This window comes from Massilia sp. IC2-477, from assembly GCF_020707265.1.
Classification (GTDB): Bacteria; Pseudomonadota; Gammaproteobacteria; order Burkholderiales; family Burkholderiaceae_D; genus Telluria.
Map to the genome: position 1 here is coordinate 189476 of NZ_JAJFEQ010000003.1, position 11642 is coordinate 201117.

12 protein-coding genes are annotated in these 11642 nt (G+C 65.1%); 9 read left to right on the forward strand and 3 right to left on the reverse strand.

What is annotated here, in order from left to right; genetic code table 11:
• Positions 1 to 262: 262 nt before the first annotated feature.
• The 5 genes from LK542_RS07045 to LK542_RS07065 all read left to right on the forward strand — a co-directional run bounded on the left by LK542_RS07045 (position 263) and on the right by LK542_RS07065 (position 4368).
• The gene (locus LK542_RS07045; protein ID WP_227811341.1) at positions 263 to 991 is read left to right on the forward strand and encodes a PEP-CTERM sorting domain-containing protein; all 729 of its coding nucleotides are present in this window, start codon (positions 263 to 265) and stop codon (positions 989 to 991) included.
• Between the two features lie 121 nt (positions 992 to 1112).
• Positions 1113 to 2303: an acyl-CoA dehydrogenase family protein gene (locus LK542_RS07050; protein WP_227811342.1), complete on the forward strand. Its 1191-nt coding sequence runs from the start codon at positions 1113 to 1115 to the stop codon at positions 2301 to 2303.
• Positions 2304 to 2314: 11 nt separating this feature from the next.
• The gene (locus LK542_RS07055; protein ID WP_227811343.1) at positions 2315 to 3454 is read left to right on the forward strand and encodes an acyl-CoA dehydrogenase family protein; all 1140 of its coding nucleotides are present in this window, start codon (positions 2315 to 2317) and stop codon (positions 3452 to 3454) included.
• Positions 3455 to 3463: 9 nt separating this feature from the next.
• A complete protein-coding gene (locus LK542_RS07060) occupies positions 3464 to 3913 on the forward strand; it encodes a MaoC family dehydratase (RefSeq protein WP_227801101.1) in 450 nt (149 codons plus the stop codon).
• Positions 3910 to 4368 carry a MaoC family dehydratase gene (locus LK542_RS07065; RefSeq protein ID WP_227811344.1) on the forward strand — a complete coding sequence of 153 codons (459 nt, stop codon included), beginning with the start codon at positions 3910 to 3912 and terminating at the stop codon, positions 4366 to 4368. The genes LK542_RS07060 and LK542_RS07065 overlap by 4 nt, the downstream gene beginning before the upstream one ends.
• A 46-nt stretch (positions 4369 to 4414) precedes the next feature.
• Here the strand turns inward: LK542_RS07065 and LK542_RS07070 are convergent, their stop codons facing one another.
• The 3 genes from LK542_RS07070 to LK542_RS07080 all read right to left on the reverse strand — a co-directional run bounded on the left by LK542_RS07070 (position 4415) and on the right by LK542_RS07080 (position 7525).
• Entirely contained in the window at positions 4415 to 5641 is a 1227-nt protein-coding gene (locus LK542_RS07070) for an acyl-CoA dehydrogenase family protein (protein WP_227811345.1), read from the reverse strand.
• A 17-nt stretch (positions 5642 to 5658) separates the two neighbouring features.
• Positions 5659 to 6723: a phosphotransferase gene (locus tag LK542_RS07075; RefSeq protein ID WP_227811346.1), complete on the reverse strand. Its 1065-nt coding sequence runs from the start codon at positions 6721 to 6723 to the stop codon at positions 5659 to 5661.
• 88 nt (positions 6724 to 6811) lie between these two features.
• Positions 6812 to 7525 carry a histidine phosphatase family protein gene (locus LK542_RS07080; RefSeq protein WP_227811347.1) on the reverse strand — a complete coding sequence of 238 codons (714 nt, stop codon included), beginning with the start codon at positions 7523 to 7525 and terminating at the stop codon, positions 6812 to 6814.
• Positions 7526 to 7670: 145 nt separating this feature from the next.
• Between LK542_RS07080 and LK542_RS07085 the strand changes: the two genes are divergently transcribed.
• From LK542_RS07085 to LK542_RS24875, 4 genes are read left to right on the forward strand one after another with little or no spacing between them, the layout of a single operon-like run.
• A complete protein-coding gene (locus LK542_RS07085) occupies positions 7671 to 9371 on the forward strand; it encodes a GspE/PulE family protein (protein ID WP_227811348.1) in 1701 nt (566 codons plus the stop codon).
• A complete protein-coding gene (locus LK542_RS07090; RefSeq protein WP_227811349.1) occupies positions 9371 to 10612 on the forward strand; it encodes a type II secretion system F family protein in 1242 nt (413 codons plus the stop codon). Before LK542_RS07085 ends, LK542_RS07090 begins: the two co-directional genes overlap by 1 nt.
• The gene (locus LK542_RS07095; protein WP_227811350.1) at positions 10609 to 10887 is read left to right on the forward strand and encodes a hypothetical protein; all 279 of its coding nucleotides are present in this window, start codon (positions 10609 to 10611) and stop codon (positions 10885 to 10887) included. Before LK542_RS07090 ends, LK542_RS07095 begins: the two co-directional genes overlap by 4 nt.
• Complete coding sequence (locus tag LK542_RS24875) at positions 10884 to 11372, forward strand: type II secretion system protein (RefSeq protein ID WP_307728942.1); 489 nt, start codon at positions 10884 to 10886, stop codon at positions 11370 to 11372. The genes LK542_RS07095 and LK542_RS24875 overlap by 4 nt, the downstream gene beginning before the upstream one ends.
• Positions 11373 to 11642: the final 270 nt, after the last annotated feature.

Below are 11642 nucleotides of genomic sequence, written 5' to 3' on the forward strand. Positions count from 1 at the left end.
CGGAAGGCCGGGCCTGCGACAGCGGGCCCGGCCTTTTTCTTTGCGGAACAAGATGTTTCTTAAGTCGCAACGAATCTGCCCCGATTCATTATGCAGATCACATTCTGGGTAGGATTGGTCCTACTGAAATTTAAGGCTTTTTCTTGCTTTCATACCCCGCGCACGGTTGAGCTTGGCCAGAACTCATCCGTTTTAAAGCTGTGGTAGCATAACTCTACGGTTGCAAAAACAACAATTGAACAATACCCAAGGAGTTATCGCCATGCTAATTCGCCGCCTCGTGATCGCAGCACTGTTCGCCGGTGCAGGTGCCGCCCACGCAGACACCATCCCGGCTCAATCGTCGAACGCCGGTTCCGGCTGGACCGCCGGTAACGGTACCGACGTCCTCGGCTCCGGTGTCATGAAGGACAATGTGAACCTGGTCGGCGGGATCGCGCACGGCGCCGATTCGAATGCCGCCGTGGACGCACTGCTCGGCAAGGTCGCCGGCACCGTGACCCAGGTCGACGGCCAGACCAAGCTGTACCTGCAGAGCGGCATCGAGGCGAACTACGTGCTTGCTGACAGCAACAGCATCCTGGCCGCGACCATCGGTCCAGGCAAGTCGGTGGTCTCGACTGCCGACGGCAAGATCATTTCCGACGGCCTGACCAAGGCGCCGGGCATGTCGGGCGGCGGCAACAACACCACCGGCTCCACGGGTGGCTCGGGCAGCGGCTCTTCGGGCAGCGGTTCGAGCGGCAGCGGTTCGAGCGGCTCGTCGGGCGGCAGCGGCAGCACCGGCAGCGGCTCGCAGTCGGGCGGCTCGACTGGCGGCGCCCAGACTGGCGAGTCGGTCGCCCCGGTGGTCAGCAACCCAGGCAGCATCGGCGCGAATCCGCAGCAGGTCAGCCCGGCAGCGACCGCGATTCCTGAACCGTCGAGCATCGCCCTGATGCTGGTCGGTATGGTTGGCGCGGGCGCCATGACCCGCCGCCGCGCACGCTGATCGTCGACAGCAGGGTGGCACCGCCCACCCTGTGCAAAAAACTCAACTAGGCAGCAAATCTGTCGGTTACAATCCTTGTGAACGACCGTGCTTTTTCAGGCGGCGATAACAAGGAGACGACATGGACCTGCACTACTCGGACGAGGACCTGGCCTTTCGCGACCAGGTCCGCGCCTTCCTCGATTCCCATCTTCCAAAAGACTTGCAAGCCAGGGTGCTTACGCACAAGCGGCTGAGCAAGGATGACTTCGTCCGCTGGCACAAGATCCTCGCCGCCCAAGGCTGGGTCGCACCCGGCTGGCCGGTCGAATTCGGCGGCCCGGGCTGGACCCCGGTGCAGCGCCACATCTTCGAGGAAGAGTGCGCCCGCGCCGGCACCCCGCGCGTCATGCCTTTCGGGATCGACATGGTCGCCCCCGTCATCATGGCCTTCGGCAGCCAGCAGCAGAAGGACCACTTCCTGCCGCGCATCCTGTCCTGCGAGGACTGGTGGTGCCAGGGCTATTCCGAGCCGGGTGCGGGCTCCGATCTGGCGTCCCTGAAAACCACGGCGGTCAGGGATGGCGACCATTACATCGTCAACGGCCAGAAAACCTGGACCACGCTGGCCCAGCATGCCGACATGATCTTCTGCCTGGTGCGCACCGACCCTTCCGTGCGCAAGCAGGAGGGCATTTCCTTCCTCCTGATCGACATGCACTCGCCGGGCGTGACGGTGCGTCCGATCATCATGCTCGACGAAGACCACGAAGTGAACGAAGTCTTCTTCGACAACGTGCGGGTGCCGGTGGCGAACCTGGTGGGCCAGGAAAACCGCGGCTGGACCTATGCCAAGTACCTGCTCGGCCACGAGCGCACGGGGATCGCCGCCGTCGGCCGCAGCAAGCGCGAACTGGCTTTCCTCAAGCGCCTGGCGCGGCGCGAGCAGAAGAACGGCCGCCCGCTGCTGGAAGACCCGCTGTTCGCCGCCAAGGTAGCCGACCTCGAGATCGAACTGATGGCGCTCGAGATGACGGTGCTGCGGGTGCTGGCCAAGGCGAACAAGGCCCCGGGACCGGAAGCCTCGGTGCTGAAGGTGCGCGGCACCGACATCCAACAGACCCTGACCGAGCTGATGCTGGAAGCGGCCGGGCCGATGGCGCTGCCTTTTGACGCGGCCTTCCTGGAAGGCGAGCGTGAACACAGCATCGCCGGCGACGACGACGCCGCGCCGCTCGCGTCCTACTACTTCAACTACCGCAAGACCTCCATCTATGGGGGCTCGAACGAAATCCAGCGCAACATCATCACCCAGATGATCCTGGGCCTGTGAGGAGAACCCGAATGCATGTCGATTTCAAGGAAGAGCAGCTCCAGTTCGCCGACGCACTCAAGCGCTGGATCGCCCGCGACTACAGCTTCGAACAGCGCCGCGCCATCATCGGTTCCGAAGCGGGCACCTCAAGCGAGGCCTGGTCCACGCTGGCCGAGCTGGGCATGACGGCCTTGCCGGTGCCGGAAGCGCAGGGCGGCTTCGACGGCACCGCGGTGGACCTGTTCGTGGTGATGCAGGAGCTGGGCCGCGGCCTGGTGGTGGAACCGTATTTCGCCACCGTGCTGGGGGCGCAGTTCCTCAAGCTGGGCGGCGCACATGCGGCGCTGTTGGAACGGGTCGCCACGGGCGAATTGAAACTTGCCTGTGCCCTGGGCGAGCGCCAGTCACGCCACGAGCTGCGCGACATCGCCACGCGCGCCGAGCAGTTGGGTTCCGGCTGGCGCCTGTCGGGCGCCAAGAGCGCCGTGGTGCATGGCGCCGAGGCGGGCGTGCTGGTGGTATCGGCGCGCAGCTGTGGTGGCCAGCGCGACGAGGCGGGCATCACCCTGTTCGCGGTGCCGCTGGACGCGCCGGGCGTGCAGGTGACGGGCTACCGCACCCTTGACGGCCAGCGCGCGGCCGAAGTGCGCTTCGATGGCGTCGAGCTGCCGCCGGATGCGGTCATCGGCCAGCCCGGCGCTGGCTGGGACATCCTCGATGCCTGCGCCGATTATGGCGCCGGCCTGCTGTGCGCGGAAGCGCTGGGCGCGATGGAAGCGCTGTTCGACGCCACGCTCGAGTACCTCAAGACGCGCCAGCAGTTCGGCGTCCCGATCGGCAAGTTCCAGGCGTTGCAGCACCGCATGGCCGACATGTATATCCACCTGGAGCAGGCGCGTTCGATGGCGCTGCTGGCGGCGGTGACGCTCGACGGCGGCGACATCGCCGAGCGGCGCCGGGTGGTGTCGGCGGCCAAATACCGGGTCGGCCAGGCCGCCCGCTTCATCGGCCAGCAGGCGGTGCAGCTGCATGGCGGCATGGGCGTGACCGACGAACTCGCAGCGGCGCATTACTTCAAGCGCTTGTCGATGATCGAGCTGACCCTGGGCGACCGCGACCACCACCTGGCGCGCTTCGTGGCGCAGCCGGGCTTCCAGCAGGCCGCATAAGGAGGCGCCATGACGCGTCAATGGTATTTCGAAGATTTTCACCCGGGTCAGGAGATCGACCTCGGCGAACGCCGTGTCACCGAGGAAGAGATCATTGCGTTTGCGCGCGAGTTCGATCCCCAGCCTTTTCATGTCGACCGCGAAGCGGCGGCAGCGTCGATCTACGGCGGGGTGATCGCCAGCGGCTGGCATACCTGCAGCATGATGATGCGGATGGTCGTGGATGGCCTGATGTGCAGCGCGTCCAGCATGGGCTCGCCGGGTCTGGACGGGGTGCGCTGGCTGCGCCCGCTGCGCGCCGGCGACACGCTCAGGGTGCGCTACCTGACCACCCAGGTCAAGGCGTCGAACTCCAGGCCCGACCGCGGCGTGGTGTGGTCGAAATGGGTCGCGACCAACCAGCATGGCGAGGAGATCTGCACGATCGAAGGCATGGGCATGTTCGGGAGGCGGCCATGAGCAGGACGATCGCCTTCGGCGAGCTGCCCACCCTGGTCGGGACTGAAGTCGCGGTCTCCCGTTGGTTCGACGTGGGGCAGGAGCGCATCAACCACTTTGCCGAGGCGACCGAGGACCGGCAGTGGATTCATGTGGACGCCGAGCGTTGCAAGCGCGAGTCGCCCTTCGGCGCGCCGGTGGCGCACGGCTTTCTGACGCTGTCGCTGCTGCCGGCGATGCTGGAGGATGCGATCACGATTGGCGGGATGCGCATGGGCCTCAACTACGGCTTGAACCGGGTACGCTTTCCGGCGCCGCTGCCGGCCGGTTCCCGGGTGCGCGGGCGCTGGCTGCTGGCCGCCTGCGAGGCGATCGAGGGCGGGGTGCAGCTGACCTGGAACGTGGCGATCGAGCCGGAGGGGGAGGGGGCGAAGCCGGTGTGCGTGGCCGAGTTCCTGATTCGGGCATACGCCTGATGCCGCAAGGCTGGTAGGGTGGGCGGCTACGCCGCCCACCCTCCGTTTATCTGGATGCGTACTTCGCCAGCTCCAGCTTCGCAATCGCATTCCGATGCACCTCGTCCGGTCCGTCCGCCAGGCGCAGGGTCCGGTTTCCCGCCCACTGGTAAGCCAGCGGGAACTCTTCCGACACTCCCGCTGCGCCGTGCGCCTGGATCGCCCAGTCCAGCACATCCTGCGCCACGTTCGGCGCCAGCACCTTGATCATCGCGATCTCTGCCTGCGCCCCCTTGTTGCCGACCGTGTCCATCATGTAGGCCGTCTTGAGTGTCAAGAGGCGCGCGGTGTCGATGCGGATACGGCTTTCCGCGATCCGTTCGCGCCACACGCCCTGTTCCGAGATCTTGCGTCCAAAGGCGACGCGGCCGTCCAGGCGCCGGCACATCAGTTCCAGCGCGCGCTCGGCCACGCCGATGGCGCGCATGCAGTGGTGGATCCGGCCCGGGCCCAGGCGCCCCTGGGCGATCTCGAAACCGCGGCCTTCGCCCAGCAGCATATTGGAGGCGGGCACGCGCACGTTCTCGAACAGGATCTCGCAATGGCCGTGCGGCGCGTCGTCGTAGCCGAACACCGGCAGCGGACGGACGATGGTGATGCCCGGGGTGTCGGCCGGCACCACGATCATCGACTGCTGCTGGTGGCGCGCCGCGTTCGGGTCGGTCTTGCCCATCACGATGAAGACCTTGCAGCGCGGGTCGCCGGCGCCGGAGATCCACCACTTGTGGCCGTTGATGACGTAATCGTCGCCGTCGCGCTCGATGCGGGTGGCGATGTTGGTCGCATCCGACGAGGCGACGTCCGGCTCGGTCATCGCGAAGGCCGAGCGGATCTCGCCGCGCAACAGCGGCTCCAGCCAGCCGCGCTTGATCTCTTCCGACGCATAGCGCTCCAGGGTTTCCATGTTGCCGGTGTCGGGCGCCGAGCAGTTGAAGACTTCCGGCGCCCAGGGCACGCGGCCCATGATCTCGCACAGCGGCGCATAGTCGAGGTTCGACAGGCCTTCCGGCGCGCGGGTCGAGCGCGGCAGGAACAGGTTCCACAGGCCGGCGTCGCGCGCCAGCGGCTTGAGGCGCTCGATCAGTTCCAGCGGCAGCCAGCGCGTGCCCTTGTCACGCGCGTTGGCCGCGATTTCTTCACTGAAGGCGCGCTCGTTGGGATAAATGTGATCAATCATGAAGGCGAGCAGGCGCGCTTGCAAATCCTTGCAGCGTTCCGAATAGGCGAAATCCATGGTGAGTCCTCGTCAGGTCAAAGGCTACGGGAGGCGAACTGCCAGGCCATCTCGGCCATCGGCCGGGCCGCCTTGCCGTTTTCCAGGGCCTGGGCGCTGGCGGCGGTGCCGTCCACGTAGCGCTTCATGATGCCCTGCATGATGCCGGCCAGGCGGAACATGTTGTAGGCCAGGTAGAAGTTGAAGTCGTCGAGCGAGATCGCCTTGCCCGTCCGTTCGCAGTAACGCGCGACATACTCCTCGAGAGATGGAATGCCAAGCGCCTTCAGGTCGAGTCCCCCGATGCCGCGGAAGCGCCCGGGCGGGATGTGCCAGCTCATGCAGTGGTACGAAAAGTCGGCCGCGGGATGACCCAGGGTCGACAGTTCCCAGTCCAGCACCGCCAGGATGCGCGGCTCGGTGGGATGGAAGATCATGTTGTCGAGGCGGTAGTCGCCGTGCACGATGCTGGTGTCGTCACCTGGCGGGATGTGCTGGGGCAGCCATTCGATCAGGCGGTCCATGGCCTCGATCGGTTCCGTCACGGAGGCCTGGTACTGCCTGGTCCAGCGCTCGATCTGGCGCGCGAAGTAGTTACCCGGCTTGCCGTAGTCGCCCAGCCCGATGGCCCCGTAATCGACCGTGTGCAGCTGCGCGATCACGCGGTTCTGTTCATCGTAGATGGCCGCGCGCTCGGCTTGCGACATGCCGGGCAGCGACTGGTCCCACAGCACCCGGCCTTCGACGCATTCCATCACGTAGAAGGCGCGCCCGATGATGGACTCGTCCACGCACAGCGCATACTGGCGCGGCACCGGGAAACCGGCGCCATGCAGCGCGCTCATCACGCGGAATTCCCGGTCGATCGCATGGGCCGAAGGCAGCAGCTTGGCCGCCGGGCCAGGTTTGGTGCGCAGCACATAGCGCTGGCCACCGCTGGTGAGGCGGAAGGTGGGATTCGACTGGCCGCCCTTGAACTGCTCTACGTCCAGCGCTCCACCAGGGTAGCCGTCGACGTTTGCCGCCAGCCAGGCGCCCAGAGCCTCGACGTCGAAGCGCTGTCGTTCGGACACGGGTTTGGTGCCCATCATTTCTTCGTACATCGCGTCTCCATTCTTGTGTTTGTTCTTTATTCTAGCCCGATCCGCCAGAAAAATGTACGGGCGTGCTATTTCTTTTCGTGCGAAAGGATCAGCGCCCTTTGCGGTACTGCTCGAACAGCTGTTCCATGGTGGTGCTGCGGGCCTCAGGCTGCAGCGGACCGGGCGGCACATAGTTGACGAAGCGGACCACCCAGTCGGTCGGATCATTCCCGACGTCGAGCGCATTGATGCAGCCGGCCGCTTGCGACAAGCCGCCCAGGAACAGGCGCTGGCCGGTGAGGGCAAGCGACAGGATCGCGCAGTTGACGCCGCCGTGCAGCACCAGCAGCACCGTATCCCAATCGGGCAGGGCGCGCAGGCGCGCGATGGCCGGGTGCACCCGGTCCATCATCTCGCCCACCGATTCCCCGCCCAGGAAGCGCTGGTCTTCCTCCACCACGCCCTCGAACGCCCCGGTGAAGGCGCGCCGCAGTTCCTGGGTCGGAATGGTGGACAGGCGCCCGCCGCGAATCTCGTGCAGGTCCGGCCAGGTATCCAGGGCGATCTCCTGGCCGCTGGCAGCCAGCACCCGGTTCGCCGTTTCCACGGTGCGCGGCAGTCCGGACACGATCACGCGGTCGAAACGCACGCCCGCTTCGCGGAAGGCGAGGCCGGCAGCATCGGCCTGGGCCTGGCCGGCAGGGTTCAGGGGCACGGTCTCGGGCAGGAATGGTTTGCCGCTGTCGTCGAAGTAGGTGACGCTGCCGTGCCGCATCAGGTAGACGCGGCGGCGAAGGCCAGGCTGGAGGCGCTGCTCGTTCATGGGCTTCCTTGTCGTTTTGTCTTGGCCATCTTACACGCGATGCCGTGTTATCGAGGCGAATGCGCGACAGCGGCTCATTCCAGTAGTCAATATTTGGTGGTTCTGGCATAAAATATTCGTTGCAACATATAAAAAAGGGATGTTCATGGCAAGGCCGGAAAAAATTCGCCTCGGCGAGGTGCTGATCCAGCAAAAGCTGCTCACCGAAGAGCAGCTGAACCAGGCGCTGGCGGCACAGAAGAGCACCGGGCGCAAGCTGGGGCGGGTGTTCGTCGAGAACGGCTATGTGACCGAAGAGCAGATCTCGGGCGCGCTGGCGCGCCAGCTCAACATCCCCTACATCAACCTCAAGTTCTACAACATCAACGCCGAGCTGGTGCGCCTGCTGCCGGAAACGGCCGCGCGCCGCTTCCGCGCGCTGGTGCTGGAAGACCGCCGCGAGACCCTGCTGGTGGGCGTGTCCGACCCGACTGACCTGTTCGCCTACGACGAGATCGCGCGCCTGCTGAAAAAGCCGGTCGAGCTGGCGGTGGTCAACGAGACCGAGGTGCTGGGCGCGATCGACCGCATCTACCGCCGCACCGGCGAGATCACCGGCCTGGCGCGCGAGGTCGAGCAGGACCTGGGCGACGCTTCGATCGACTTCGGCGCGCTGGCCGCCAATCCGGGCCTGGAAGAGGCGCCGATCGTCAAGCTGCTGCAGTCGGTGTTCGACGACGCGGCCCAGGTGCGCGCCTCGGACATCCACATCGAGCCGCAGGACGGCCGCCTGCAGATCCGCTTCCGCATCGACGGCGTGCTGCACCTGCAGACCGAAGCCGACATCAAGGTCGCCACCCCGCTGGCACTGCGCCTCAAGCTGATGGCCGACCTCGACATCTCGGAGAAGCGCCTGCCGCAAGACGGGCGCTTCGCGGTCAAGGTGCGCAACCAGCGCATCGACGTGCGTATCTCGACCATGCCGACGCAGTATGGCGAATCGGTGGTCATGCGTCTCTTGAACCAGGGCGGCACCACGCTGCGCCTGGACGCGATCGGCATGCCGACCCGGATCATGGAGCGCTTCCGCGCGCTGGTGCAGCGTCCCAACGGCCTGGTGCTGGTGACCGGCCCTACCGGCAGCGGCAAGACCACCACGCTGTACAGCGCCCTGTCCGAACTGAACTCGGTCGAAAAGAAGCTGATCACGGTCGAGGACCCGGTCGAATACCGCCTGAAGGGCATCAACCAGGTGCAGGTCAACGACAAGATCGAGCTCACTTTTGCGCGCGTGCTGCGCTCCGCGCTGCGCCAGGACCCGGACATCGTGCTGGTCGGCGAGATGCGCGACCAGGAAACCGCCCAGATCGGCCTGCGCGCCGCCATGACCGGCCACCTGGTGCTCTCGACCTTGCACACCAACGACGCCGCCTCGACTCCGCTGCGCCTGATGGACATGGGCGTGCCGCGCTACATGGTGGGCGGTTCGCTCCAGGCCGTGCTCGCCCAGCGCCTGGTGCGCGTGATCTGCGAGAGCTGCACCGAGCCCTATCGCCCGACCCCGGCGGAATTCACCTGGGTGCTGCAGGAACTGGGCGAGCACGCGGTGCAGACCCAGTTCTTCCACGGGCGCGGCTGCTCGCACTGCAACGGCACCGGGTTCCGCGGCCGTACCGGCGTGTATGAACTGCTCGAGATGACGCGCGCCGTCACCGACGCCGCCAACCATCCCGATCCGGCCCACTTCCTGAAAGTGGCGCAGGCCGAGATGGCGGGCGAGACGCTGCGCCGCCATGGCGTGAGCCTGGCAGTGCAGGGCAGGACCACCATCGCCGAGGCGATGCGCATCAGTAACCAGGTCGACTGATGCCGTATTTCGCGTACAAGGCGAGGAACGCCAGCGGCGAACTGCTGCAGGGGATCCTGGAAGCGGCCGATCCCGGCGCCGTGGCCGACCAGCTGTTCGGCAGCGGCGCCACGCCGATCGAGATCAACCCCAGCCGCAAGGGGCCGGCCTCGAAGGAGGGCAGCGATGGCCTGATGGCTCGTTTGACCGAAAAAAAGGTCACCTCGATGGACGTGCAGCTGTTCAGCCGCCAGATCTACACGCTGCTCAAGTCGGGCGTGCCGATCATGCGCGGGCTGGCTGGGCTGCAGGAGTCGGCCATCAACAAATCCTTCGGCAAGGTGATCAAGGACCTGCGCGAGTCGCTCGACTCCGGCCGCGAGCTGTCGAGCGCGATGGGGCGCCACCCGAAGATCTTCAATCCCTTCTATCTGTCGATGGTGCGGGTGGGGGAGATGACCGGCCGCCTGGAAGAAGTCTTCCTGCGCCTGTTCGACCACCTCGAGTTCGACCGCGACATGCGCGAACGGGTCAAGACGGCGCTGCGCTACCCGAGTTTCGTGGTGATCGCGATGATCATCGCCATGGTGATTGTGAACGTGTTCGTGATCCCGAGCTTTTCCAGCGTGTTCAAGCAGTTCGGCGCCGAGCTTCCCTTGATGACGCGCATCCTGCTGGGTACCTCGAACTTCACCGTCCAGTACTGGCCGCTGATGGCAGGCACGGCGGCCGGCGCGGTGGCGGGTTTCATCAAGTGGAGCAACACGGCCAGGGGCAGGCTGGCCTGGGACCAGTACAAGCTGCGCCTGCCGATCGCGGGCAAGATCATCCACAAGGCGACCATGGCGCGCTTCGCGCGCAGCTTCGCGCTGTCGCTGCGCAGCGGGGTGCCGATCGTGCAGGCCCTGACGGTGGTGTCGCAGACGGCGGACAACGCCTACCTCAGCATGCGCATCGAACAGATGCGCGACGGGGTCGAGCGCGGCGAAAGCATCCTGCGCACCTCGACCGCGGCCAACGTCTTCACCCCGATCGTGCTGCAGATGATCGCCGTCGGCGAGGAAACCGGCTCGCTCGACGAACTGATGGACGAGATCGCGCAGATGTACGAACGCGAAGTCGATTACGAGCTCAAGACCCTGTCGAGCCAGATCGAGCCGATCCTGATCACCTTCCTCGGCGTGATGGTGCTGATCCTGGCACTGGGTATCTTCCTGCCGATCTGGGACCTCGGCAAGGCGGCGCTGCACTCGGCGAAATGAAGCCGCGCCGCCGGGCTGCTGGCCTGGACATCGGCGATGGTCAACATGATAAAAGAATCAATTTTTTGTTGCGTAGCGACACTTTTTATTTCTATGACTCAAAATTGCCAAAGTTCAAGGTAGAATTGTTGCAGGAGCGCGATCCGACCGCTTTTGGGCGGAGAGAAGCTGCACAGGGCTGGTTTTCGATCAAGTTAATCGCCCCGCGTCCGATAACCACTAATAACCGAATTGCGGGACGTCCGCACCATTTCAAAACGGAGAGAGCTTCATGAACAAGAATTTCAAGGCGAGCAACCAGGGCGGCTTTACCCTGATCGAACTGATCGTCGTGATCGTCATCCTGGGTATCCTGGCCGCCACCGCGCTGCCGAAATTCGCGAACCTCGGCGGCGACGCCCGTGAAGCGAGCCTGCGCGCCGCCCGCGGCTCCCTGACCTCGACCGCTGCGATGGTGCACGCGGAAGCGCTGGTCAACAATATCAATACCGGTAACGTCTCGCTCGAAGGCACCAACGTCCCCCTGAACTTCGGCTACCCGTCGGTCACCTCGCTGGCCCAGGCACGCACCTTCGCTACCGCGGCCGGCCTGAACGCGAACGACTACACCATCACCTTCGCCAACGGCGGCCTGACCATCTCGCCGGCTGGCGTGCGCGACGCCACCACCTGCTCGGTGGTCTACGTGCCGTCGGCAGCGCAAGACCGTGCACCGACCTACGTGACGCAGCCAGCCAACGGCAACTTCGTCTGCGACTAAGCTGTCCGTCCCGCCCCATGGGGCGGGATCGATCGACCGCCCTGTATTTCACGGCACACTCCCGATTCCGGAGTCTGCCTGAAAGCAGGGCGGTGTCGTTTTTGGATCCCTGCTCATTGCGAGATGGTTCGACAACAGAAACTGTCGCAACGCCACAAGGCCCTCAAATTCCGTGGTTTTCAAGCATTTTTCTGGGCCCATCGTCTGAGTCTTGAATATAATCAAGACTTTGCCGCGTAATTATTTCTCTGCTGACAGGAACTTTGCCGC

What these genes read in the sequence shown, in the direction of transcription:
- LK542_RS07045 (WP_227811341.1), top strand. Translation starts at nt 263, where the DNA reads ATGCTAATTCGCCGCCTCGTGATCGCAGCACTGTTCGCCGGTGCAGGT.
- LK542_RS07050 (WP_227811342.1), top strand. Translation starts at nt 1,113, where the DNA reads ATGGACCTGCACTACTCGGACGAGGACCTGGCCTTTCGCGACCAGGTC.
- LK542_RS07055 (WP_227811343.1), top strand. Translation starts at nt 2,315, where the DNA reads ATGCATGTCGATTTCAAGGAAGAGCAGCTCCAGTTCGCCGACGCACTC.
- LK542_RS07060 (WP_227801101.1), top strand. Translation starts at nt 3,464, where the DNA reads ATGACGCGTCAATGGTATTTCGAAGATTTTCACCCGGGTCAGGAGATC.
- LK542_RS07065 (WP_227811344.1), top strand. Translation starts at nt 3,910, where the DNA reads ATGAGCAGGACGATCGCCTTCGGCGAGCTGCCCACCCTGGTCGGGACT.
- LK542_RS07070 (WP_227811345.1), bottom strand. Translation starts at nt 5,641, where the DNA reads ATGGATTTCGCCTATTCGGAACGCTGCAAGGATTTGCAAGCGCGCCTG.
- LK542_RS07075 (WP_227811346.1), bottom strand. Translation starts at nt 6,723, where the DNA reads ATGTACGAAGAAATGATGGGCACCAAACCCGTGTCCGAACGACAGCGC.
- LK542_RS07080 (WP_227811347.1), bottom strand. Translation starts at nt 7,525, where the DNA reads ATGAACGAGCAGCGCCTCCAGCCTGGCCTTCGCCGCCGCGTCTACCTG.
- LK542_RS07085 (WP_227811348.1), top strand. Translation starts at nt 7,671, where the DNA reads ATGGCAAGGCCGGAAAAAATTCGCCTCGGCGAGGTGCTGATCCAGCAA.
- LK542_RS07090 (WP_227811349.1), top strand. Translation starts at nt 9,371, where the DNA reads ATGCCGTATTTCGCGTACAAGGCGAGGAACGCCAGCGGCGAACTGCTG.
- LK542_RS07095 (WP_227811350.1), top strand. Translation starts at nt 10,609, where the DNA reads ATGAAGCCGCGCCGCCGGGCTGCTGGCCTGGACATCGGCGATGGTCAA.
- LK542_RS24875 (WP_307728942.1), top strand. Translation starts at nt 10,884, where the DNA reads ATGAACAAGAATTTCAAGGCGAGCAACCAGGGCGGCTTTACCCTGATC.